This is a genomic window from Roseovarius sp. 10 (genome assembly GCF_033100315.1).
In the GTDB taxonomy this organism is placed as follows: Bacteria; Pseudomonadota; Alphaproteobacteria; order Rhodobacterales; family Rhodobacteraceae; genus M30B80.
The window spans coordinates 153,385-176,209 of the sequence record NZ_JAWLVH010000003.1 but is presented as its reverse complement, the minus strand read 5'-3'; the positions used below and the strand labels follow the sequence as shown (position 1 = coordinate 176,209).

Genomic DNA, 22,825 nt, shown 5'->3' with positions numbered 1-22,825 from the left:
GCGCCACACTGCGCGCTATGAGAAAGCCGCAAACGATATCGAACCGTTTCCCTGCTCTTCGGGTGATCCTTGCTTTGATGCTGCGCGAGATGTCTACGCGCTATGGTCAAAGCGCGGGGGGCTACTTGTGGGCGGTGGTCGAGCCTTTGGGCGCAATCTTCATCCTTGCTGCAGGCTATGGAATGATCTTGTCGGCCCCGCCCTTGGGGGTGTCTCATATTTTGTTTTTGGCCAGCGGGTTTTTGCCCTTCTCTCTGTTTCAGTCGATGCAGCTCACCGTGGCGCGCAGTTTGATTTTTTCTCGCCCCTTGCTGAATTATCCAGTGGTGGGATGGTGCCACGCGGTGGTCGCGCGCGGCCTGTTGAACGGGCTGACAGGGTTGTTGATTGCGGCAATTGTGTTGGGGGTGGTTTTGGGCATCAGCACCGCCCGCGCAACGCCAGATGCGCAATTGATCCTTGCGGCGTTGGGTTTGTCCTTGGTGTTGGGTGCGGGGGTGGGGGTGTTGAATGCCGCCCTGATCGGGCTTTGGCCCGTTTGGGAGCAAATTTGGTCGGTCGCAACGCGGCCCTTGTTCTTTGTTTCGGCGGTGTTCTTTTTGCCCGAAACCCTGCCAAACTGGGCGCAGGATATCTTGTGGTTCAACCCGTTGATCCATGTGGTGGGCTTGATGCGCGATGGTCTTTATGGGTTCTACAGCCCCGCCATTACCCCGCTCTATGCCTGTGCCGCGGGGGTGATCCCTCTTGCCGTGGGGCTTTTGGTGCTGACGCGGTATCATCATGTGATTTTATCGCGCTGATATCGCGCAATCAGCCGCGCGGGATCACGCGATAAGTTGTGCAAAAGCCCATCCCAAATGGCTAAGGCCAAGAGCGTCAGATAGGCCCCGCGATTGCCCACTTGGCGGCGTGCCTTGAGGATCCATTTGGGCAGGATCACGAGAAGAACAGCCCAGAACCAAATCCCCGCCGCCTGACGATATAGGATCATCAGGTTCCGATGATAAAAATAGGCTTTCCAGACTGGGTAAAACCCGCCGCCCGCGCCTGAAAATGTTTTGCAGGCATGGCGAAAGCGGATTTGCGGTAAAAAGACACCCGAAAACCCCGCTTTGGTCGCGGTGAGGGTATAAATTCCATCTTCGCCTGAAACAAAGAGTTTGGGGTTTGGTGTCCCAATTTTGGTGACAATCGCACGGCTTACAAACAGCCCAACAAAGGACGTCACATCAATCGGGTGGGGTGCGGTTTGGTGATAGGCGCTATGCGGGATATGAAAGCCCGCCCGCCCATATCGCGCAGTTGCCCAAAACCTACCCCAATCCCAGAACGGGTTTTGAGAGGGGCGGTTCATTTCCATAATCGTGCCATCAGGCGCATAAACTGCGGCGGCAATCATATCTGCGCCGCGGTGATCCGTGCTGTGAAACGCTGCAATGGCACCTGTTTCTGGCCATGCGTCATCATCCATGATCAATAGCCAATCGGGATCAAGGGCGGACATCGCAAATTTGATGGCTGTGGCAAAGGCCCCCGCCCCGCCTTGATTCCGCGCCATTCGAATTGGCAGAACACGGGGGTCGGGATTCGCGCAAAGCATCGACCAAGTTTGATCGCTTGAGGCATTATCGACCACAACTATGGCGGCCAGATCACGAGATGTGCTTTCCAGAAGTGCATCAAGTGCGCGCGATAAAGACGCGAGGCGATTATGCGTTGCAATCACCGCCACCAACCGACCCTTAGGCGGTGCATTCCCGTCTGGCCTTGGGCGCTGGCCCGTGGGTGCAGGGCTGCCCAAATGCAACATGGGTGTCAGGCAGGTCATCGCCAATCTTGGCCTCTCGCGCGAAATCTCAATCGCAGCCAAGTTCGGATATTTTGCTTAAAGAAAGGTTTCAGACGCGGTGATAAGGCGCGCCCGCAAGGATTGATGCGGCACGGTAAAGCTGTTCAGACAGCATCACCCGCACCAACATGTGCGGCCAAACCATACGGCCGAAGGAAATACGCCGTGCGGCTTCGCCGCGTAGGTTTGGCTCAATGCCATCTGCCCCGCCAATGATCAGCGCCAAATCGCTTGTTCCTTGATCACGCACTTGACCAAGACCTGTGGCGAATTCTGGAGAGCTTAGGGTCTCGCCCCGCTCGTCTAGCGCCCAGATCATCGCGGATTTTGGTAAAGCACGGCGCAGCAAGTCGCCTTCGGCTTTCATGCCCTGATTCTTTTTATCTTCCACCTCAATGACATCGCCTAAAGTCAGGCCAAGTGCGCGGCCTGTGCGATCAAATCGCGTGAGGTATTCGGTAATCAGATCATGTTCGGGGCCTTGCCGCAGGCGGCCGACACAACAGATGGACACGCGCATGGCCGATTAGGCCTGCGCAGTGCCATTGGGCAGCCACATCTTTTCGATCTGGTAGAAATCCCGCACTTCGGGGCGGAAGACATGTACGATCACATCGCCCGTGTCGATTAAAACCCAATCACCTGCGTCTTTGCCCTCGGTTTTGGACAAAAGCCCGTAATCTTGCTTGAGGCGATCCACCAAATTGGTCGCTATAGCGGCCACTTGCCGTGTCGAACGCCCCGAAGCCACGACCATATAATCGGCCATTGAGGATTTCCCCGCCAGCTCGATTGTGATTACGTTTTCAGCTTTGTCATCGCTCAGAGAGTCAAGCACTTGGTCTAGCAAATCCTTGCCACCAATGCGGGGTGCATGCGTGTCGGCATGCGGCGCAATCTCTGCGGTGTCAGTTACCGCCATTCTCGGTCCAGTCAGGACGAAGGCCCTCCGTTTCATGGCGTCAGTCTAAGATGGGCAACCATCTGGCGCTGACGAATAGGGCAAGGATACCACTGCTTTGGGATGATCTCAATGCAAAGGATAATATGGGATTTATACAAATGAAACGGGCCGCGATGTGCATCGCGGCCCGTAACCTCGTGGGGTGTGTTTTATTCAGCAGGCGCAAGTGCTGCGGCGCTGTTCTTTGCGAAATGCTTGCGCGCAAGGATCAGAACCAAGGCGATCATTCCGAATTGCAGGCCTAGGGCCAATGCGCTGAGCACCCAATAGGCTGCGTCAAATTTTGCGATCATGCCTGTGGCGACCAGACCTTTGTTGATCCAAAAATGACCCAAGACAGACATTGCAACGCCGGGGCAAACAAGGGCGTATGAGCCTGCAGAGGCTTCGGTGCCATTGATGAAGCGGCCAAGATAGCCCACGCTGGCCAAGGCCATGATGCCAAAGAGTGCGATCAGAACTTCAATCGACAGCATGCGTGTCAGGAAGGTAAATGTTTCACCCGCACCGCCATGGATGTCGAAATGAACGTGCAGGCCATGCGAGATCCGCATCATCGCAATCGAAACAACAGTGATCAGCGGAATGATGACCATCAGCGTGGGGGCGGCCTCAACATTCAGACCGTTCTCCATGATTGAGCGCAGACCCAATATCGCGGCGACAAAAGCGATCAACAGCGCCGCTGTGATGAAGAAGGTTCCCAGAATAATCGAGACCCCTGCCGTCAGTTGTAGGTTCGACATTGCGGCGGGGGCAGCAAGGCCAACACCGATCATAGACAGCGCAAATGCGGGCAGAACTTGGGCAAAGGAGTTGTTCGCGGCACATTTGAAACCGCCATTGGCAAAGCGCGCCTTGAGGAAATCAGCGATCATGCGGAATGCCAGAATGCCGATCATCAGGAAGGCGGCCATGGCTGCGGGGAATAGATATTCCACAATGCTCCATAGCCCTGGGACAAAGGTAAGACCCAGAAGAAAGCCAACATTAACCGTCATCGCCAAGGCAAGAGGCAGCGCCAAAACTTGGCTCCCTGCGTTTGAAGCGGCAAAATCTGAATAAGACGCTGCTGCGCGGAACGCAGAGAAGCGCCCAAGGTTCCAGATCAACAGTTTGATGTTCAAGAACCCAAAAACTGCGACCCCCGCCATGGCGCCCAAGACCATAGCCTGCTGCAAAATTGACCCTGTCGTCAAAACCGCAAAGTTGTTTTCGAAGATCGGAACGGGTTGGTCAGGATGCGGCACCCAAAACATCAGCCACATAAAAAACGTAACGGCCAATCCCCCCGCACCGAGCGAAGCAAGGAAGTAGAGCGGTGAATATCGATTTTGAGCGAGTGACATTGTTAGTCCCCTTTGATGAACTTTGTTAACTAATTTCTGAACTAGTCGGTTTAGTTTAGCAACGGATGAAATGTCGCAGGGCAGAGAATTGGCTAAATTTGACTATATCTTGTGGAAAACTGGTTAAACTTATCCACATCGTGGGGTTCGTGATTGACTCTGCGATGGCAGCGGCGAGACAGTAACACTGGATAAGAATCACCGAAGGGTCTGCCTGTGCGGTTTTCCAGATTACGCTTGAACGGCTTTAAAAGCTTTGTTGACCCGACCGAATTGGTAATTTCGGACGGTCTTACGGGCGTGGTTGGCCCCAATGGCTGTGGCAAGTCTAATCTTCTGGAAGCGTTGCGGTGGGTCATGGGCGAGAATCGCGCCTCGGCGATGCGCGGCGGCGGTATGGAAGATGTGATTTTCGCGGGGGCGGCAACACGGCCTGCGCGTAACTTCGCAGAAGTATCCCTTAGCATCGATAATCAAGACCGTCTCGCACCCGCAGGGTTTAACGAGGATGACACCCTTGAGGTCGTGCGCCGTATCACCCGCGATGCAGGATCTGCCTACAAGGCCAATGGCAAAGACACGCGTGCGCGTGATGTGCAGATGCTGTTTGCGGATGCCTCAACAGGCGCGCATAGCCCCGCCTTGGTGCGGCAGGGTCAGATTTCGGAGTTGATCAACGCAAAACCACGCGCAAGACGGCGGGTTCTTGAGGAGGCTGCGGGTATCTCGGGCCTCTATCAGCGCCGTCATGAGGCCGAGCTAAAGCTGAAGGGTGCAGAAACCAATCTCACCCGTGTTGATGATGTGATTGAACAACTGGCGGGGCAATTATCCTCGCTTGCTCGGCAGGCGCGTCAAGCCGCGCGGTATCGCGAGGTTGGGACAGAGCTGCGCCAAGCCGAAGGGATGCTGTTATATTTGCGTTGGCGAGAGGCAGATCAGGCCCGCGCGCGCGCTGAGGAAACCTTGCGCTTGGCCGTGCAATCTGCGGCGCAGGCTGAGGCGGCCGCGGTCAAGGCCGCCCAAGCGCGTGAGGAGGCCGAAGCCGCCCTTCCCCCTAAACGGGAGGAGGAGGCAATCGCTGCCGCAATTTTGCAGCGGCTGACTGTAGAGCGCGAAACGCTGCAAGCCGAAGATTTCCGTGTTCGCCAAGCGATTGAAGGATTGGAAGCACGGATTGAACAACTGACCCGTGACATTGGTCGCGAAGACAGTCTTAACACGGATGCAAGCGAAACAGTGGCCAAGCTGATGGAGGAGCGCGAAGCCCTCTTTGAGGCACGTAAAGGCCATGATGAGGCGTTGAAGGCCGCGTCACTTGCAGCCGCTGATGCCGCTGAGGTTTTGGCCGATTGTGAAACGGGCCTCAGTCAGCTGACAGAAGACGCAGCGCGTCTTGCAGCGCGCCATCAATCCGCAGAGCGCATTGTTTCTGACGCCCGCGCCGCCCTTGAGCGGAACCGCGCCGAGGCGGAAAAGGCACGGCTTGCGGCGGCGGAAGCCGAGGCGCGCTTGGCCGAGGTGAGCCACGATGTAGACACAGCACAAACCGCTTTGGCCAGTGCGACAGAGCAGGCAAACCAAGCTGAGGCTGCATTGGCACAGGCCGAAGCAGATCGCGCCACCGCCCAAAGCGAAGAGGGCGAGGCCCGCGCCGCTTTGGCTGAGGCCAATGGCACGCTGAGCACGCTTGAGTCCGAAGTGCGCGCATTGCGCCGCCTGCTTGAGCGTGAACAGGGCGCGGCGGAGCAATTGCTGGATCATGTGAAGGTGGATGTGGGTTTTGAGGCCGCCGTTGGGGCGGCCTTGGCCGATGATCTCAAGGCCCCGATCCGCGCAGATTGTCTGGCAACACGGCTGACAGGGTGGCTTGGTCTGGATCAATATGCCAATCCCCAACCCTTGCCCCAAGGGGCGATTTGTTTGGCCGATGTCACCCGCGCGCCGCGCGTATTGGCGCGGCGTTTGTCGCAGGTCGGTATTGTCGATGCCGCAGATGGGGCGCGGTTGCAAAAGGATCTTTTGCCAGGTCAGCGCTTGGTCAGCCGCGAGGGCGATCTCTGGCGGTGGGACGGCTATAGCCTTGCATCTGAGGACAGCTCAAGCGCGGCTGCACGGCGCTTGCAGCAGGTTAATCAACTGGAAAAGTTGGATCGGGAATTGACTGCGGCCAAGGATGCCGCCGATGCAGCCCGCAGCCGCCATGACGAAATTTCAGCACGTCTCACTGCCGCAAGCGAGGCAGATAAAACTGCCCGCCAATCGCGCCGTGATGCCGATAGCGCCATGGCCGAAGCCAGTCGCCTCTTGTCGCGCGCCGAAGCAGAGCGCAATATTTTGGCAGGTCGTCTTGAAACATTGACCCAAGCCGTCAGCCGCCATGGCGAGGAAGCCGCAAGTGCCGAGCGGCAATTGGTTGAAGCTGAGGCGGGGCAAAAAGCCCTTGAAGACCTCACGACAATGCGCGCGCGGGTTGAAAGCGCGAAATCGACAGTCGAGGCTGCGCGCCTGACGATGTTGGCCAAACGCACGGCGCATGATGAGATCAAACGCGAAGGCGAAGCGCGGGAACGCCGCATTGATCAAATTGCAAGCGAAGTAGATGGGTGGCAAAAGCGTCTTGATACCGCAAAGTCCCGCATGGCGGAGCTGAATACCCGCCGCATTGAGGCTGAGGCTCAATTGCAAGATGCGAAGAACAAACCCGACCATCTTGCGGGCCAGCGCGCAGAATTGGCGCAAAAGATCAAAGATGCCGAGGCGCGCAAGGCGGCTGCCGCAGATGCGTTGAGCGTTGCAGAAGGTATTGCGCGCACCGCGACATCAGCCGAGCGCGATGCCGAACGCAGCGCCTCGGATGCCCGCGAAGCCCGCGCGGCTGCCGAAGCGCGGCGCGATGGTGCGGCAGAATCCGTTGCCCATGCAGCGGAGCGCATCCATGAGGAGATAGAAGTCACCCCTGATGCGTTGTTAGAGCAATTAGAGACAGACCCGACCGATATGGCCTCGGCTGAAAAGCTTGAAGGTGATGTTATGCGCCTGCGCCGTCAGCGCGATGCGCTTGGTGCGGTTAACCTTCGGGCTGAGGAGGATGCGCGCGAAGTCCAAACCGAGCATGACACGTTGCTGTCAGAAAAGCAGGATCTTGAAGCGGCCATTTCAAAGCTACGTTCGGGGATTGCGGCCTTGAACAAAGAAGGGCGCGAGCGTCTTTTGGCAGCCTTTGATGAGGTCAACCGCAATTTTGGACAGTTGTTTAGCCACCTGTTTGGCGGTGGTGAAGCGCGGCTTGTTTTGGTCGAAAGCGATGATCCTCTCGAAGCGGGGCTTGAGATCCTGTGCCAACCGCCGGGCAAGAAACTCTCGACCTTGTCACTGTTGTCGGGGGGAGAACAAACCCTTACCGCGCTTGCGCTTATCTTTGCGGTCTTCTTGGCCAATCCTGCGCCAATCTGTGTGTTGGACGAGGTGGATGCGCCTTTGGACGATGCCAACGTGACCCGTTTCTGCGATATGTTGGACGAGATGACCCGCCGCACCAAAACGCGCTTCTTGATCATCACGCACCATGCTGTGACGATGGCGCGGATGGATCGCTTGTTCGGCGTCACAATGGCCGAGCAAGGTGTCAGCCAATTGGTCAGTGTTGATCTGAAAAAGGCTGAGGCTTTGGTCGCCTAGGCGGCCAAGACCGCCAGAAGCACGACAGCCATCACAAATGCGGCCCATGATTTCCAAAGGATCGTAACCGCGTTCGAAATATCGCTGCGTGTGGCCTCTGCCCGTCCTGCGGCGTTCAGGCTTGGGTGATCGCTGAGATGCCCATGATAACTGCGCGGGCCTGCCAATGTGATATCAAGCGCGCCTGCCATTGCGGCTTCGGGCCATCCTGCGTTGGGGCTTGGGTGCTTTGAGGCGTCCTCTCGCATCACCGCCCAAGCCGCAGGTTTGCCGCAAACAGCGGCAATCAGTGCCCCGCTGAGACGGGCAGGGATGTAGTTGAGGATGTCGTCAAACTTGGCGGCAGCAAACCCAAATTCCTCATGTCGCGGGGTGCGGTGGCCAATCATGCTGTCGGCTGTGTTCACGAGTTTATAGAGCAACACGCCAGGTAGCCCGAGGATGAGAAACCAAAAGGCAGGGGCAATCACCCCGTCTGAAAAATTTTCAGCCGCAGATTCAATCGCGGCACGGCTGATTTCGCTTTCACCCAATTCAGCCGTGTCCCGCCCTACGATATCGCTGAGCGCGCGGCGGGCTTCGGGCAGCGACAGGCCCAAAGCATCGCGCACGGCCAAGACATGGGATATGAGGCTGCGCTGTGCGATGAGGATGGCTGCAAGCAGGATTGAGATCACCTCCCCAAAGGGCAAGAGGGCGATTGTGGCCCCAAGCCCCAAAGCGCCAAGGGACAAAAGCGCCATAACCGTCACGCCTGCGCTGCGTGCAGCCGCGTTTTCGGTGTTGTAGCGGCGATCTGCCCCAGCAATGATCCGCCCCATCACCACGGCAGGATGGGGGATACGCTGCCACAGCATGCGTGGTTCGCCAAATAGGGCATCAAGGCCAAGCGCCAGAACCAAGAGGGCAGCGGTTTCCGTGATCATGCCAATGCCTTTTCCAACCTTGTCCAGTCCTCGGGTGCATGGGGTAAGCCCAGTCTGATCATAGAGGTGGAATAGGGAAAGATGCGTGTCCAGATGTGATGCTGCGCAAGCTTGGATTGCAGGGCCGCAGCGTTGCCAACATGGAACAGTCTAAACAGGCTTGTGCCGCACGGATCATTTGCGCCCGCCGCCGCCATCAGCGCATCAAGCCGCGCCGCATCTTGCGCCAATCTACGGCGGGTGTCCTCGGCCCATGCGGGATCACGCAAGGCCCGCGCCCCGATCACAAGGGCGGGGCCTGAAACAGACCATGGGCCCATTACCGCCCGCAAACGGGCAATCGTGTCGGGCGCGGCGATGACAAAGCCAAGGCGCAGACCTGCAAGGCCCCAGAATTTCCCAAAGCTTTTAAGCACAATATCGCGACTGCTTTCTGCGATTTTGGGCAGGTGGCTGGCCTCAGGTATCACATCGCAGAAACTTTCATCATAGATGCGGATTTTGTCACCGACTGGTGCAGGCGCGAGGCGACCATCGGGGTTGTTGGGGTGGACATAGATCTCAAGCGCGGCGCTGCCTTGGGTTATCGTCCAACCTGCACCCTCGAAACTGGCCGCCCATTCATTATAGGTGGGCATGGTGATTTGCGCGGATTTGTCCAAATCCCCAAAAATCGTGGGCAATCGCGCAATTGCCGCAGAGGCGCCATGTGTTGGCAGAATATCAAGATATGCGGGAACCGACCAAAATGCGCGCGCGGCGGCAATCAGCGCAGCCTCAGCCCCCTGATCGGGCAGGGCGTGCCATGCATCGGCAGGCAGGTCACCGATTGGATAGGGGGAGGGATTGATCCCTGTTGAAAGATCAAGCCAATCTGCGCGCGCCCCACCATATTGGGCAGCGGCGGCATCAATTCCGCCCCCATGGTCGCGGCTATGTTGCGTTTTGGTCGTCATGCCGCCTTAGATAGGCGATTTGTCCCGCCCCGCCTAGAGGTGGTCGCGCTCATGTGGGGCGTTGAAATCCAGCACAGGGTTAATCGGCAGGATGCGTGCGGGATTAATCATATCGTGGCTGTAATGGTAATGGCGGACGATATGATCAAAATGCACCGTATCTGCCACACCCGCCCATTGATATAGCTCGCGCGTGTAGCCCCAAAGATTGGGGTAATCGATGATCCGCTTGCGGTTGCACTTGAAATGCAGGTGATAAACCAGATCAAAGCGGATCAACGTGGTAAACAGTCGCCAATCCGCCTCAGTGATACGTGCGCCGATCAGATAGCGGTTGCGACTGAGGCGATCCTCTAACCAATCGAGCGCGTGAAACAGGGTCTGCACAGCGTCATCATAGGCCGCCTGTGAGGTCGCGAACCCTGATTTGTAGACGCCGTTATTCACCTCGTCATAAATGCGCGCATTCACTTGGTCGATCTCTTGGTGCAGTTCTTCGGGGTAGAAATCCTGCGTGACGCCTGTGATCCCGTTAAAGGCCGAATTGAACATTCGGATAATTTCCGAACTCTCATTCGAGACGATTTTCTCGCGCTCTTTGTCCCACAGGATTGGAACTGTAACGCGGCCCGTCATGTCGGGCGTGTCTTTGAGATAGACATCACGGGCGAAAGGCAGGCCGTAGAGTGTGTCCCCCGTAGCCCCGTCAAAATCTGTCGAAAATGTCCACCCATCGCCCAGCATATCGGGGTGCACAACGCTGACGCTGATATGGTCAGTCAGGCCCTTGATGGCGCGGAAGATCATGGCGCGATTGGCCCAAGGGCACGCATGCGAAACATAAAGGTGATAGCGCCCCGATTCTGCCTTGAAGCCGCCTTCACCCGAGGGGCCTGCACTGCCATCTTCGGTCACCCAGTTGCGAAACGAGGCCACACTGCGCTGGAATGCGCCGCCTGATTTTTTGGTGTCATACCAAACATCTTGCCATGTGCCATCGACCAAAAGACCCATTGGTTCCACCTCGTCTCGCTGTTTCCTGTTGTCTCAGACCTAATGCGTGTGGCCTTTTCGTCCAACCCTAGGTCATGCAGAGGCACTCTGCGTATATGCACAGAACCCATGTTGCAAATTGGCAACGAATTTGCAGGTTGGTTAACCCGATGTTGACCAAAACCAACCATGATCCATGTTACAGTGGGAATTGATAGGTGTGTTATGAACGATTTCTTGCCCAAAGATGTCGTAGATGGCCTGCGCCACGCGAAGATGCGCGATCTCAAGCGCCGTGCGACCCGTTCGGTTCAGATCGGGGATGATGTTTATGCAATCCTAGAATTCACGCCCTCAGGTTTCGCGGTTGACGCGGAAACCACCCCGCATTTGCGCGGTTTGGTGGATGTTTATGAAGGCTCTCGTCACCAGTGTCAGGCCTTGATTATCGCCTCAGAACAAGATGGCGATTTGATGCGCTATGAATTCAAGCGCAACACCGCTGCCTCTGATCGCGCCGCTTTGGATTTTGAAGAAGTGACGCCACAGGTTTCGGGATACTTGACCTGATTCGACTGAATTGGCGCAATAAGCCACCGATTGTGGCCTGCTTTTCAAGAAATTCGTGCGAAAATTGCGCGCAGGTCGCGTGATTTTGCGAAAGAATTTCTGACGGCTTGGATTATCCTGTGACAAAGCTTCACCTCTTTGTCGGAGTGCCAAGATGATCAAGACCCCTTACCTTTTGTTTTTGGGCGATGCGCCCGACCCTTTGGCGGCCAAAGTGGCGCGAGGTATTCGTGATTGGCGTCCTGAGAACGCAATAGGCCAATTCCGCATGGAAGGGTGTCAGGCCGATATGCGCTTGCCTGATATGACTTTGGCCGAGGCGCGCGCCGCTGGTGCGGAAACCCTCGTGATTGGCGTTGCCAATCGTGGCGGGGTGATCTCGCCCGCGTGGAAAAAGGTTTTGATCGCGGCTCTAGAAGAAGGGTTTGATCTGGCCTCTGGGTTGCACAATCTGTTGCGTGATGAGCCTGATTTGGTCGCCGTTGCCAAGGCGACAGGGCGCAGTCTGCATGATGTGCGGGTGCCAAATGTGCAATATCCCATTGCCAATGGCGTTAAACGCAGCGGCAAGCGTTGCCTTGCCGTTGGCACGGATTGCTCGGTCGGAAAGATGTATACGGCGTTGGCCATGGATGCCGAGATGAAGGCGCGCGGGTTGAAATCCAGTTTCCGCGCCACGGGCCAGACAGGTATTCTGATTACAGGCGAAGGCGTGCCATTGGATGCGGTCATTGCGGATTTCATGGCAGGGGCGGTGGAATGGTTGACCCCTGATAATGACCCAGATCATTGGGATATGATTGAGGGACAGGGCAGCCTGTTCCACATTTCCTATTCTGGTGTGACCATGGCTTTGGTGCATGGGGGTCAGCCTGATGCGTTGATCCTGTGCCATGAACCAACCCGCCCCCATATGCGTGGTCTGCCCGATTATGAAATGCCAAGCCTTGAGGCGCTGCGTGATCTGGCCCTGACACTTGCACGCCAGTCTAATGCAGCGGCGCAAGTGGTGGGGATCTCAATCAACACAGCAGCATTTGGCGAGGATGAAGCCTTGGCCTATCTGGCAGAGGTTGAAAAGCGTATGGACTTGCCTGCTGTCGATCCTTTCCGCCAAGGTGCTGCACGTCTTTGTGACGCATTGGAGGCGATATGAGTTTTACCATCACGGCCACGCCCGAAACCTTTCGCTTGGCCGAGGTTTTTACGATTTCACGCGGCTCGCGCAGTGAGGCGCAGGTGGTCACAGTCCATATCAGCCGCGATGGGATCACGGGGCGGGGCGAATCTGTGCCCTATGCGCGCTATGGCGAAAGCATTGCCTCGGTCGTGGCGCAAATAGAGGGGCTGCCTGCAGGGATTGATCGTAAAAGCTTGCAGGACACATTGCCCGCAGGGGCCGCGCGAAACGCAGTCGATTGTGCGATGTGGGACTGGGACGCAAAATCAACGGGGCGGCCCGTTTGGGATTTGGCGGGGCTTGCGACCGCGCCGCGCGCTGAGATTACAGCCTATACCCTGTCGCTTGATACGCCCGAGCGCATGGAGGCTGCGGCAGCGCGCCATCAATCCCGTCCGCTGCTTAAGATTAAATTGGGCACGCCCGATGACATGCCCCGTCTTGAGGCGGTGCGCCGTGGTGCGCCACGCGCGCGGATCATCGTGGATGCCAATGAGGGATGGACTGTGGACAGCTACAGCGATCTTGCGCCGCATCTGATCCGTCTCGGGGTCGAGATGGTGGAACAGCCGCTTCCTGCGGGTGCCGATGATCTTTTGGCTGAAATCGCCCGCCCCTTACCAGTTTGCGCCGATGAGTCCGCCCATGATCGTGCAAGCCTGCCTGATCTGGTGGGCAAATACGATATGGTGAACATCAAATTGGATAAAACAGGCGGTTTGACAGAGGCGCTTGCGTTGCGCGATGCGGCTGTGGCGGAGGGCTATGGGATTATGGTGGGCTGCATGGTCGGCAGTTCTCTTGCTATGGCCCCTGCGCTTCTCGTGGCACAAGGCGCGGCAATTACCGATCTTGACGGGCCGCTTCTTCTGGCAGAAGACCGTGAGCACGCTTTGACATTTGACGCAGACGGGGTGCATCCTGCGCGTCCAGAATTATGGGGATGAGTTGAGATGACGCGCATCGTATATGTGAACGGCGAATATCTGCCCGAGGATCAGGCCAAAGTTTCGGTGTTTGATCGAGGGTTTCTGTTTGCCGATGGCGTCTATGAGGTGACCAGCGTCTTGGATGGCAAACTTATTGACTTCGAAGGCCACGCAAAACGCCTTGCCCGCTCCTTGAACGAATTGGATATGCGCGCGCCATGTGACAGTGATCGCTTGCTTGAAATTCATCGCGAACTGGTCACGCGCAATGCCTTGGTCGATGGTATGATCTATCTACAGATCACCCGCGGCGCACCCAATGATCGCGATTTTGCCTATCCTGCCCCCGAGACAGAGCCAACCTTGGTGCTGTTCACCCAGTCCAAACCAGGTTTGGCAGAAAGCCCAATGGCAAAGACAGGGATGAAGGTGATCTCTGTCGAAGATCAGCGATGGGGGCGGCGCGATATTAAGACTGTGCAGCTCCTTTACCCTTCAATGGGCAAGATGATGGCAAAGGCGGCTGGCTGTGACGATGCGTGGATGGTGGAAGATGGTGCTGTGACAGAAGGCACGTCAAACAATGCTTATATCATTAAGGATGGCACGATCATCACCCGCAATCTTGGCACTGAAATTTTGCATGGGATCACCCGCGCAGCGGTGCTGCGTTTTGCGCGTGAAGCACAGATGAAGGTAGAAGAACGCCCCTTCACAGTCGCCGAGGCGCAAGCCGCAGATGAGGCATTTATCACCTCGGCCTCAACCTTCGTGATGCCTGTGGTTGAACTGGATGGAACGCCGATTGGCACAGGCAAACCTGGCCCTGTGGCGACACGTTTGCGCGAGATTTACCTTGAAGAAAGCCGTAAAGCGGCAATCTGAACAGGCCAAAAAAGAAGGGCGCCAGAGATGGCGCCCTTTTCAGTTGGAGTGAATTGCACCTTAATTTGTCAGGGTAATTGATCCCGCGGTAATTTGCGTAGGCGTAATGTTTTGCAAGGTCGCGACCAATGTGCCTGGCCCACCACCAAAGGACACAAGAACATTGGTGTTTGCGCCGTCTGCCACCAATTGCAAACTCGCCCCTGTCAGATCAGCCGAAGAACCATCTGCATTGGTCAGCAGCACTTGTAGCGTTTCGTTCGCGGTGAAATCGGTCACAGTCACAACATTTTCTGTCAGTAGCGCGGCCCCTGCCGCTTTGGTCACTTGAACGCCGAAGGCATCAACACCAGAGCCGCCTGTCAGAACATCGCCATTGTCGCCGACCAAGACATCACCCTCAGAGCCGCCATTCAACGTATCCGCATTCGCCGCGCCTGCCCCTGTATTGTATTCGTCCAAGGCGGCCAAGGAATCTGCACCGCCACCGCCGATTAGGGTGTTGCGTCCGATCCCATCCACCAGACTGTCGGAGCCAAAGCCGCCATCAAGGCTGTCATCTCCCACACCGCCAAAAAGCGTGTCATTGCCTGTGAAGCCTAGCAATGTGTCATTGCCTTCGCCGCCCCAAAGAAGGTCGCCATCGCCTTCACCGACAATCGAGTTATTGTCCGTGCCGCCAGTAATCGTGTCCGAACCTGCGCCGCCCGCGAGACTGTCATCGCCGCCATTACCCTGCATTTCGTCATTGCCGAAGCCGCCAAACAGCGTGTCATTGCCAAAAGACCCAAGCAGCGTGTCATCGCCGATATCGCCGAAAATTTCATCATTGCCAGCGCGGCCCGTAACGCTGTCATTGCCGGCGCCGAGGCGAATGAAGTCATCCCCATTTGACCCAGTGATCGTGTCATCACCGTCTTTTGCGAAGAGGGCCCCTGCGTCAGACATGGTTCTGCTATCTGCGCCATCTGTGAGATTGATATTGGGAACACTTGCCGATCCAGCGCCCGCACCTGAGCCCGCACCTGCGCCAGCGCCTCCACCTGAGCTGGCACCAGAACCTGCGCCAGCGCCATTTGATGATCTGTTGTCGTCATCGTTATTTTCATCGGTAAGCACAGCATAGCCGATGCCCGCAGCCAAGATTGGCGCCATCAACAAAAGAGCAAGCATAGCATAAACCCCTAAATGCCATTATTCGGCCACAATCTTATATTTTTAGACATTATTAACCAAATAAAAAAATCCAATCCTTGGAAACGGATTGTTCGCAAATCAGCAATGCATTGAAATTATTTGAGTTTCGCCTTTTAGGTGAAGTCACCCTGAGCAAACCAACCGCCTGTTATCGCGCCCCCATGGGCATAAAAAAGCCATAATCTGGCGCCTTGCTCGGTGGTAATGCACCAATAATCCCGCAATCCAGTGCGCCAATTGGGGTCATCAAGCCACCATTCTGGCGCGATTCTTTCAGGGCCGATATAGGATTTCACAGTGAAATTTTGTCGCCGCCAGGCAAAGCGAAATGGCGGTTCTGGGCTGTCGGGGGCATCAATAAATTCGGGCTTGAATAGGGTTAAAGGGCGCGGAAGATGCGCGCGTGGCCATAGGCCCTCAAACGGGTCTGACCATGCGGCCGCAAGAGACTTCTGTGATTTTTCGGGCAGATGACTGTCCGCAGGATGGGGTCGGGTGATTGCTTCTAGCCCAATCCTTGTGCCAATGCGCGTGATCAGATCGTCCAAGGCGCTGCGCGCCGCATGGGCGCGCGCGGCACGATCCCCGCCTTGATGTGGGATGGCATTGCGCGCTTCGGTTTGCAGCGCCTCAAGGCGGATCATGTCAAAGGCTGTAGAAGGTTCTAAATCTTTGAGGCCTTGTTCCATCTGTAATTTCAACAGGCTGTAAACGGTGCGCGCATCGGTATGGCTGCGCGCAAGCCGCAAAGTGATATGACGGCGCGCTTCGGTCATTTCGGCAAGATCAAGACGTAGGCTGCGCAGATCTCGCCCTGCTTTGTCGAGCTTTTGACACAGCGCTTCGGTTAAACGCAGGATCGCTGCATCAAGATCATCACTTGTGCCAATGGGTTCGGGAAAGCTCATGCGCACCGCGAAATAGGGCGTGCTGCGCGCGGGCGAGACAGGTTCGGCAAGACTTCCCAAAGCTTGGTCAAGGCGCTGGAGCAAAAACGGGCCAAAGCGCCGTGCCAGACCTGCGCGGGGTTGCGCAAGCAGATGGTGAATCTGATGCAGGCCAAGCCGTGCCAACCCGTCTATCGTTTCGTCCCCAAGCCGCAAAGCGGCGATAGGCAAGGGCAAAACTGCCGCGCGGGTTTCCAAAGGGGGGGCGATATGTATGGGCATCTCTTTGCTTTGGTGGGCGGGTGGCGCAAATTTTGGGCCCATGTCACGCCTGCGCAAAGCGGCGCGTGCCCGCGTGGCGCGCGCTTCTTGGCTGATGGCATCACCACGGGCTTGATGCGCTCTGCCACGACCATGTCCAAAGCGGGCCAAGGCCCAAGCTGCCCCGCGCGTATCGGCAAGCCCGATTTCCGCACTCAGGCCCAATGCCGCGAGATCGGCGCAAATGGTCTCGGCCATGGCGGTTTCCCCACCAAAAAGATGAGCGCAGCCAGAAATATCCATCACCAGACCATCTGTCCCCTCCGCCGCGATCCAAGGCGAAAATTTCTCTGCCCATCGACACAGTGCCTTGTGAAAGGCTTGTTCTTGCGCGGGGTTTTGACTGCGGGTGATCAGATTTGCACATAGCGCCATAGCGGCGCTTAACGCCTGTCCACGGTAAAGCCCTGCGGCTTGTGCTTTGGGGCAGAGCGAGGAGAGAACTTGCCGATTGCCCGCTTCCGCAATCACGGCAAGTGGTTGCAGGCTCGTGCCGCGATGCAGGCGCAAGATTTGCTCCGCAGCAAGATGCGGCAAATAGATCGACAAAATGCGGCGCGTTTTGGCACGGGCCATTTGGGGGGCGGGGGCGGACATTCGAAATCATCCATCAAATGTTCACATTTTGTTCTTATTTAGTCCGCGCCTCAGAAAGAGTCGAGTCCCACCTATTGAAGGCGGCGTAAAAGATCGGGGCTGGCATAGCCATCAGGTAGGAGGCCGTTGACAATTTGATAGGCGCGGATTGCTGCCACGCTATTGGGGCCAATCCGCCCATCGACCCCGCCTGTATCAAACCCTGCCGCGGTGAGTAGTGTTTGCAATTCTGCACGCTCACTCCGCGTTAGGACGCGGTCATTGCGGGGCCATGTGGCGCGAAACCCGTTTGAACGCCCCACGATCCTATCTGACAAATGACCCAGCGCGATCACATAGCTATCAGCGGGGTTATAGCGCTCTAGGACACCAAAATTATCGTAGACCATAAGCGCCACACCATTCGCCCCAGCGGGGAGGAGCAGCGCAGAGGGCCCATGATCTGGCAAGGGCGTGCCATCCGCGAGGGTGACCGCGCGGTTGCGCCAAAAACTGGCGCCGCGTTTTTCCTCACGGCTGGCAAGGCGATAGTCAAATCCTTGTGGCAAGCGCACCTCTAACGCCCAAGGTTGCCCGCGCCGCCATCCTGCTTCGCTCAGGAAATTGGCGGCTGAGGCCAAGGCATCGCGCGGGTCATCGCCCCAAATATCTGCGCGGCCATCGCCCGTGTAATCCACCGCATAGGCCAGATAGCTGGTTGGCATGAATTGCGTATGCCCCATTGCCCCTGCCCATGACCCTGCAAAGGCGCGGGGGCTGACCGCCCCGAGCTCTAGGATTTGCAAAGCGGCGAGAAGTTCGGCTTCGAAATAGGCGCGCCTGCGCCCTTCCCATGCCAGCGTGGCCAATGCGCGCAATGTGTCTGTGTTTCCACGGAAACTGCCATAAGATGTCTCAACCCCCCAAACGGCGACAACCACCTCTCCAGGAACGCCAAATTGAGATTCGATCTGCGCCAAATCTTCGCGCCACCTTTGATAATTGGCCCGCCCGCCTTCGATGCGTTGTGTGGAAACGGCGCTGTCGAGATAGTCCCAAATGGGGCGCACAAATTCGGATTGATTGCCATCAAGACGCACAACCTCATCTAACGGGGTCATTCGGCCAAGGGCGGCATCTACCACTGCGGGCGAAATACCTTGTGCCACGGCGCGGGATGCGAAATCTGCGCGCCATTGAGAAAAACTTTCGCGGGGTGCAGGGTTGGATTGGGTGCTGAGCGTGGCAGGTCGTGGGTAAGGCAAGGGTGAACTGCTGACCGCTAATCCCTGAGCCAAGCTCACCTCTGCGCCAAGCAATATCAAAATGGCGGCCATAGGCGCGCACCATTGCAAGGCGTTTTGCTTCACCTGCATTTTTCTTCCCCGATACAGACCAGCAACAGCCCGCTGGCGCTTGGTTTTGCCGCTCATGGACAAACCTAGCGCGCAGAATGCATTCCGCCTAGGGGCAATCGAGATTAGGATTTTCGCTTTTTCAATTTGCGCAATTTACGCTTTTTGGCTTCAGCTTGGCCCGATCTGCGCCCGCCAAAGCCGCGCTTGCCGCGTTTGCCGCCTGTGTTGGGGCGGTGTTGCGTGCCGTGAATTTCTAGTAGCTCAAGACCGATGCCGCCTGTGACGGGCAAGGCCTCCGTCAGGCGCACCAAGACGCGATCCCCAATGCCTAAGGTTAAACCCGTATCCGCACCCATCAATGTCTGGGTGTCTGCATCAAAATGGAAAAACTCGCGGCCCAAGCTGCGCACGGGCAATAAGCCGTCTGCGCCTGTTTCATCCAGTTTCACGAATGCGCCGAACCGCGCCACGCCTGAAATGCGACCTGTGAATTCAGCCCCTACGCGATCCTTGAGATAGGCGGCCAGATAGCGGTCGGTCGTGTCTCGCTCGGCCACCATCGCGCGGCGCTCAGCTTCGGAGATTTGTTTGGCGGTGGCGTCCAGCGTTTCGATATCTTCGGCGCTCAAGCCATCCTTGCCAAAGCCGTGAGACGAGATCAGCGCCCGATGCACGATCAAATCTGCATAACGGCGAATGGGGGATGTGAAATGGGCATAAGCCCGCAGAGCAAGGCCAAAATGGCCGAAATTTTCGGGGTGGTAATAGGCCTGCTGCATTGAGCGCAAGGTTGAGATATTGATCAGCTCATCGTGATCCGTGCCCTCGGCCTGCGCCAAAAGCGCATTGAGATGGCGGGTCATCAACACCTGACCTTTCGCCAAAACAAGCCCCGCTGTGGCGGCTGTCTCGCGCAAAGCGTCCAGCTTGTCGGGATCAGGTTCTTCGTGAACGCGGAACAAGAGCGGCGATTTTTTCGCAATCAAAGTTTCAGCTGCGGCGACATTGGCCAAAACCATGAATTCTTCAATCAGGCGATGCGCGTCTAGCCTGTCGCGGAAGGCCACGCTTTCAACCTCGCCTTCTTCGGAGAGAATGATACGCCGCTCTGGAAGATCAAGGTCAAGCGGTTGGCGGCGCGCCCGCGCCGTTTTGAGTGCCTCATAAGCCGCAAAGAGGGGTGCGATGACGGGCTCCATCAAAGTCTCGCAACGCGGGGTTGGGGCGCCGTCTTGGGCGGCCTGCGCCTCTTCGTAGGACAGAGATGCGACCGAGCGCATAAGCCCGCGATGAAAGCTTTGCGCCTTTTTCTCACCTGTTGCATCAATGACCATGCGCACGGCAAGACAGGGGCGCAAAACGCCCTCATGCAAAGAGCAAAGATCCCCCGACAATCGGTCAGGCAGCATCGGCACAACGCGATCTGGGAAATAGGCAGAATTACCGCGCTTTTTTGCCTCGCGATCAAGCGCACTGCCCGCGCGCACATAATGCGCGACATCGGCAATCGCGACCCAGATGATATGACCGCCTTTGTTCTTCGGGTCAGGGTCTGCATGCGCATAGCACGCATCATCATGGTCGCGCGCGTCTGAGGGGTCGATGGTCACGAATGGCAGATTGGTCAAATCTTCGCGACCTGATTTTGATGCTGGTTTGGCTTTGTCAGCCTCTGCGATGACCTCGTCTGGGAAATTATCGCGCAGCCCATGTTCATGGATAGCAATAAGGCTGACCGCCTTCGGCGCGCTTGGATCGCCAAGCCGTGTCACGATGCGCGCCCGCGGCAGGCCCATGCGGGACTTTGGCCCTGCAAGTTCGGCCTCAACCAACTCGCCATCTTTTGCGGATAAGGTGGCATCTGAGGCTACGCGCCATTCTTTGTCTGATCCTTTGGTGACGGGCAAAATACGCCCACCTTCCGAGGTTGTGCGGAAAATACCAATGAATTTGCGGGGATTGGTGCCGATGCGCCGAATAAGGCGCGCGAGGTAATTGTGGTCTTCGCCATGAACCTCTTGCAAACGAGCAAGGATACGGTCGCCTTCACCCAAGGCAGGATCAGCCTCACGGGGAACATATAGAATTTTTGGCGCGTCCCCCTCGCCCTGCCATTCCATCGGACGGCAGAATTGATCCCCTGCGCTATCTTCGGCCAAAACTGTCAGGATGGCCACGGGTGGTAATTTATCGGGGTCGGCATAGGTTTTCTTGGTGCGGCGCAGATGGCCTTCTTCTTCAAGCTCTTTGAGAAGGCGCTTGAGATCAATGCGCGCGGCCCCTTTGATACCAAAAGCCTTCGCGATATCGCGTTTTGAACTGGCATGTGGATGATCGGAAATCCATTGCAGGATTTCGCTTTTTGATGGGATCGCGCTCATGGCACTGCCCTAGCATGGTGTGGGCCTGCCGTCATGGGGTAATCTTAAAGCGCCAAAAGATCGCTGCGGGTCAGGCTAAAGCCTGAGGCAATCCAACGTGCTTCTAATTCAGCAAGGGCTTTGCCCAAGTCTGGCCCCTGCAATTTGGGCATGAGATCGGCTGCGCGAATTGGAAACTCGGCCTGTGCGCCCAATGTTGCGGCTGCCCATTCCGACAGATCAAGCGGGGTTTCAAAGAAGGCATGGCGCAGCATCAGCGCCGCGTGGGCCATTGTCTCACCATGGCGATAGCCCAATTCCGCGCCCGCCATGTTGCCCGTAGCTGTTTCGCGCAAAACTGCCACATTTTGGGCCATAGATTTGGACAGACGGAGTTCCGTTTGCAGATCTTCCCCCCCAATCGCGGCAAGCCTAAGGGCGGGATCAGGTGCAAAGCCGCGCTCGGCCTCAAAATGCAAAACTGGCCCTAAGGCGCGCAGATTTGCGCCTGTGATGCAGTGGTGTAAAATTCCCGTTTGCTCCATCGCGGCCAAGGCGGGTGCGGGGTTCTGGGCGCAGAGAAGCTTGATCATCTCTGCCCCAATCCGTTCGCGCGATAACTGGTCTAGCCCGTCTGCCAGTACCGCACAGGCCGCGAGTATGTCCGGGTCAAACCCTGCATCTGGCGGTGCATAATGCGCATGAAATCGGAAGAAGCGTAAAATACGAAGATAATCCTCACGGATGCGGTGATGCGCCGACCCGATAAAGCGTAGCAGACCCCTGCGCAGATCCTCCATGCCTTGGCCCGTGGGATCAGATATCGCACCGCCCGCATCAACATAGAGTGCGTTGATCGTGAAGTCCCGCCGCATGGCATCCTCGATCAGGCTTGTGCCAAAGGCTACGGTTGCGCGGCGGCCATGGGCTTCGACATCTCGGCGAAAGCTGGTCACTTCATAACTTTCCCCTGATAGGATCAGGGTTACGGTGCCGTGTTCAACGCCCGTTTCCACGCATTTTACAGAGGCCGCTTGCGCCAATTCGATTACCTGCTGTGGGGTTGCATCTGTGGCGATATCAATATCCCCTACCGCGTGACCCATCAGGTGATTGCGCACCGCACCGCCCACAACATAGGCTTGGTGGCCTGCATCGCTCAAAAGTGCCAAGGCTGCTTGCGTGGTGCGATTGGAAAGCCAATCTGCGGATATGATAGGGGATTGGTTCATGTGATCCGATCCGCAAGAGATTTCAATATCCGCGCGGTCGCGCCCCAAATGTAATAGGGGCCATAGGGCACGGCATAGAATTTGCGCCACTGTCCCTGCCAGCGGCGGGCCTCGATACGGAAATTCTGCGGCTCCATCACGAAGGAAAGCGGGACGCGAAACACCTCGTCTACTTCGTTCGCTTCTGGCATTGCTGTAAAGGGCGTGGTGATTTCAGCCAAGATCGGGGTGATCAGATAGCCCGTGACTGTTTCATGCGGCAACAGATGGGACAGCACATTGACCTGTGCCGCAGGCAGACCGATTTCCTCATGCGCCTCGCGCAGGGCGGTATGATCGAGGCTAGCATCGGTTTCGTCCTGCTTGCCGCCTGGGAAAGCAATTTGTCCAGGGTGATGGGCCAAATGCGAGGCCCGTTTGGTCAATACAACCTGTGGCGTGGCCCCAAAGGCTTCGATGCCGAAAAGCACAGCGGCAGGGCGCAGTTTGCGTCCCGCAGGCAATTTGATGTCAGGGTTCAAATCATAATCGGAGGAGGGTTTGGCGGGCCGCTCAAGCGCCGCCATCAACTGATCTAGAGTGATCTTTCCCGCCGCCCCCGCCATTGGC

At 56.9% G+C, this 22,825-nt stretch carries 19 protein-coding genes; 6 read left to right on the top strand and 13 right to left on the bottom strand.

Annotated features, from left to right (window positions below):
- The first annotated feature begins 17 nt into the window (after positions 1-17).
- Positions 18-803 (top strand): ABC transporter permease, encoded by a 786-nt coding sequence (locus RYZ18_RS11295; protein WP_317656895.1) that lies wholly within the window; start codon positions 18-20, stop codon positions 801-803.
- Here the strand turns inward: RYZ18_RS11295 and RYZ18_RS11290 are convergent.
- The 4 genes from RYZ18_RS11290 to RYZ18_RS11275 form a co-directional block, all read right to left on the bottom strand.
- A complete protein-coding gene (locus tag RYZ18_RS11290; RefSeq protein ID WP_317656893.1) occupies positions 782-1,831 on the bottom strand; it encodes a glycosyltransferase in 1,050 nt (349 codons plus the stop codon). The two genes, RYZ18_RS11295 and RYZ18_RS11290, sit on opposite strands and share 22 nt — an antisense overlap.
- Before the next feature lie 70 nt (positions 1,832-1,901).
- Positions 1,902-2,372 carry a 23S rRNA (pseudouridine(1915)-N(3))-methyltransferase RlmH gene (gene rlmH, locus RYZ18_RS11285; protein WP_317656891.1) on the bottom strand — a complete coding sequence of 157 codons (471 nt, stop codon included), beginning with the start codon at positions 2,370-2,372 and terminating at the stop codon, positions 1,902-1,904.
- Positions 2,373-2,378: 6 nt separating this feature from the next.
- Entirely contained in the window at positions 2,379-2,774 is a 396-nt protein-coding gene (gene rsfS, locus RYZ18_RS11280) for a ribosome silencing factor (protein ID WP_317656889.1), read from the bottom strand.
- 191 nt (positions 2,775-2,965) lie between these two features.
- Complete coding sequence (locus tag RYZ18_RS11275) at positions 2,966-4,165, bottom strand: TsoY family (seleno)protein (protein ID WP_317656887.1); 1,200 nt, start codon at positions 4,163-4,165, stop codon at positions 2,966-2,968.
- A gap of 216 nt (positions 4,166-4,381) precedes the next feature.
- On the opposite strand from RYZ18_RS11275, the gene smc reads away from it, so the two are divergent.
- Positions 4,382-7,846 carry a chromosome segregation protein SMC gene (gene smc / locus RYZ18_RS11270; protein WP_317656885.1) on the top strand — a complete coding sequence of 1,155 codons (3,465 nt, stop codon included), beginning with the start codon at positions 4,382-4,384 and terminating at the stop codon, positions 7,844-7,846.
- On the opposite strand, the gene cbiB is transcribed toward smc, so the two are convergent.
- From cbiB to RYZ18_RS11255, 3 genes are read right to left on the bottom strand one after another with little or no spacing between them, the layout of a single operon-like run.
- Positions 7,843-8,772, bottom strand: a complete 930-nt coding sequence (gene cbiB / locus RYZ18_RS11265) for an adenosylcobinamide-phosphate synthase CbiB (RefSeq protein ID WP_317656884.1) — start codon at positions 8,770-8,772, stop codon at positions 7,843-7,845. The two genes, smc and cbiB, sit on opposite strands and share 4 nt — an antisense overlap.
- Positions 8,769-9,728 carry a threonine-phosphate decarboxylase gene (locus tag RYZ18_RS11260; RefSeq protein WP_317656882.1) on the bottom strand — a complete coding sequence of 320 codons (960 nt, stop codon included), beginning with the start codon at positions 9,726-9,728 and terminating at the stop codon, positions 8,769-8,771. Before RYZ18_RS11260 ends, cbiB begins: the two co-directional genes overlap by 4 nt.
- Positions 9,729-9,761: 33 nt before the next feature.
- Positions 9,762-10,742 carry a glutathione S-transferase family protein gene (locus tag RYZ18_RS11255; protein ID WP_317656880.1) on the bottom strand — a complete coding sequence of 327 codons (981 nt, stop codon included), beginning with the start codon at positions 10,740-10,742 and terminating at the stop codon, positions 9,762-9,764.
- 204 nt (positions 10,743-10,946) lie between these two features.
- Here RYZ18_RS11255 and RYZ18_RS11250 point away from each other — a divergent pair, with 204 nt between their 5' ends.
- The 4 genes from RYZ18_RS11250 to RYZ18_RS11235 all read left to right on the top strand — a co-directional run bounded on the left by RYZ18_RS11250 (position 10,947) and on the right by RYZ18_RS11235 (position 14,285).
- Positions 10,947-11,291, top strand: coding sequence for a hypothetical protein (locus RYZ18_RS11250; RefSeq protein ID WP_317656878.1), 345 nt, complete (start codon positions 10,947-10,949; stop codon positions 11,289-11,291).
- A 154-nt stretch (positions 11,292-11,445) separates the two neighbouring features.
- Positions 11,446-12,447 carry an N-acetyltransferase DgcN gene (dgcN, locus tag RYZ18_RS11245; protein ID WP_317656877.1) on the top strand — a complete coding sequence of 334 codons (1,002 nt, stop codon included), beginning with the start codon at positions 11,446-11,448 and terminating at the stop codon, positions 12,445-12,447.
- Positions 12,444-13,418: an N-acetyl-D-Glu racemase DgcA gene (gene dgcA / locus RYZ18_RS11240; RefSeq protein WP_317656876.1), complete on the top strand. Its 975-nt coding sequence runs from the start codon at positions 12,444-12,446 to the stop codon at positions 13,416-13,418. The genes dgcN and dgcA overlap by 4 nt, the downstream gene beginning before the upstream one ends.
- Positions 13,419-13,424: 6 nt before the next feature.
- Positions 13,425-14,285: a D-amino-acid transaminase gene (locus RYZ18_RS11235; RefSeq protein WP_317656875.1), complete on the top strand. Its 861-nt coding sequence runs from the start codon at positions 13,425-13,427 to the stop codon at positions 14,283-14,285.
- A gap of 60 nt (positions 14,286-14,345) precedes the next feature.
- On the opposite strand, the gene RYZ18_RS11230 is transcribed toward RYZ18_RS11235, so the two are convergent.
- The 6 genes from RYZ18_RS11230 to RYZ18_RS11205 form a co-directional block, all read right to left on the bottom strand.
- Positions 14,346-15,458 carry a calcium-binding protein gene (locus RYZ18_RS11230; RefSeq protein ID WP_317656874.1) on the bottom strand — a complete coding sequence of 371 codons (1,113 nt, stop codon included), beginning with the start codon at positions 15,456-15,458 and terminating at the stop codon, positions 14,346-14,348.
- Between the two features lie 137 nt (positions 15,459-15,595).
- Positions 15,596-17,287 carry a DNA polymerase Y family protein gene (locus RYZ18_RS11225; RefSeq protein WP_317656873.1) on the bottom strand — a complete coding sequence of 564 codons (1,692 nt, stop codon included), beginning with the start codon at positions 17,285-17,287 and terminating at the stop codon, positions 15,596-15,598.
- A gap of 71 nt (positions 17,288-17,358) precedes the next feature.
- Positions 17,359-18,699 (bottom strand): lytic murein transglycosylase, encoded by a 1,341-nt coding sequence (locus RYZ18_RS11220; protein ID WP_317656872.1) that lies wholly within the window; start codon positions 18,697-18,699, stop codon positions 17,359-17,361.
- A 47-nt stretch (positions 18,700-18,746) separates the two neighbouring features.
- Positions 18,747-21,005 carry a ribonuclease R gene (gene rnr, locus RYZ18_RS11215; protein ID WP_317656871.1) on the bottom strand — a complete coding sequence of 753 codons (2,259 nt, stop codon included), beginning with the start codon at positions 21,003-21,005 and terminating at the stop codon, positions 18,747-18,749.
- Between the two features lie 44 nt (positions 21,006-21,049).
- A complete protein-coding gene (locus RYZ18_RS11210) occupies positions 21,050-22,216 on the bottom strand; it encodes a CCA tRNA nucleotidyltransferase (protein WP_317656870.1) in 1,167 nt (388 codons plus the stop codon).
- The gene (locus RYZ18_RS11205) at positions 22,213-22,821 is read right to left on the bottom strand and encodes a CoA pyrophosphatase (protein WP_411567112.1); all 609 of its coding nucleotides are present in this window, start codon (positions 22,819-22,821) and stop codon (positions 22,213-22,215) included. Before RYZ18_RS11205 ends, RYZ18_RS11210 begins: the two co-directional genes overlap by 4 nt.
- Positions 22,822-22,825: the final 4 nt, after the last annotated feature.

Excerpts from the sequence above, each read along its gene's own strand:
- RYZ18_RS11295 (WP_317656895.1), top strand. The coding sequence starts at position 18 with ATGAGAAAGCCGCAAACGATATCGAACCGTTTCCCTGCTCTTCGGGTG.
- RYZ18_RS11290 (WP_317656893.1), bottom strand. The coding sequence starts at position 1,831 with ATGACCTGCCTGACACCCATGTTGCATTTGGGCAGCCCTGCACCCACG.
- rlmH (WP_317656891.1), bottom strand. The coding sequence starts at position 2,372 with ATGCGCGTGTCCATCTGTTGTGTCGGCCGCCTGCGGCAAGGCCCCGAA.
- rsfS (WP_317656889.1), bottom strand. The coding sequence starts at position 2,774 with ATGGCGGTAACTGACACCGCAGAGATTGCGCCGCATGCCGACACGCAT.
- RYZ18_RS11275 (WP_317656887.1), bottom strand. The coding sequence starts at position 4,165 with ATGTCACTCGCTCAAAATCGATATTCACCGCTCTACTTCCTTGCTTCG.
- cbiB (WP_317656884.1), bottom strand. The coding sequence starts at position 8,772 with ATGATCACGGAAACCGCTGCCCTCTTGGTTCTGGCGCTTGGCCTTGAT.
- RYZ18_RS11260 (WP_317656882.1), bottom strand. The coding sequence starts at position 9,728 with ATGACGACCAAAACGCAACATAGCCGCGACCATGGGGGCGGAATTGAT.
- RYZ18_RS11255 (WP_317656880.1), bottom strand. The coding sequence starts at position 10,742 with ATGGGTCTTTTGGTCGATGGCACATGGCAAGATGTTTGGTATGACACC.
- RYZ18_RS11250 (WP_317656878.1), top strand. The coding sequence starts at position 10,947 with ATGAACGATTTCTTGCCCAAAGATGTCGTAGATGGCCTGCGCCACGCG.
- dgcN (WP_317656877.1), top strand. The coding sequence starts at position 11,446 with ATGATCAAGACCCCTTACCTTTTGTTTTTGGGCGATGCGCCCGACCCT.
- dgcA (WP_317656876.1), top strand. The coding sequence starts at position 12,444 with ATGAGTTTTACCATCACGGCCACGCCCGAAACCTTTCGCTTGGCCGAG.
- RYZ18_RS11235 (WP_317656875.1), top strand. The coding sequence starts at position 13,425 with ATGACGCGCATCGTATATGTGAACGGCGAATATCTGCCCGAGGATCAG.
- RYZ18_RS11230 (WP_317656874.1), bottom strand. The coding sequence starts at position 15,458 with ATGCTTGCTCTTTTGTTGATGGCGCCAATCTTGGCTGCGGGCATCGGC.
- RYZ18_RS11225 (WP_317656873.1), bottom strand. The coding sequence starts at position 17,287 with ATGTCCGCCCCCGCCCCCCAAATGGCCCGTGCCAAAACGCGCCGCATT.
- RYZ18_RS11220 (WP_317656872.1), bottom strand. The coding sequence starts at position 18,699 with ATGAGCGGCAAAACCAAGCGCCAGCGGGCTGTTGCTGGTCTGTATCGG.
- rnr (WP_317656871.1), bottom strand. The coding sequence starts at position 21,005 with ATGAGCGCGATCCCATCAAAAAGCGAAATCCTGCAATGGATTTCCGAT.
- RYZ18_RS11210 (WP_317656870.1), bottom strand. The coding sequence starts at position 22,216 with ATGAACCAATCCCCTATCATATCCGCAGATTGGCTTTCCAATCGCACC.
- RYZ18_RS11205 (WP_411567112.1), bottom strand. The coding sequence starts at position 22,821 with ATGGCGGGGGCGGCGGGAAAGATCACTCTAGATCAGTTGATGGCGGCG.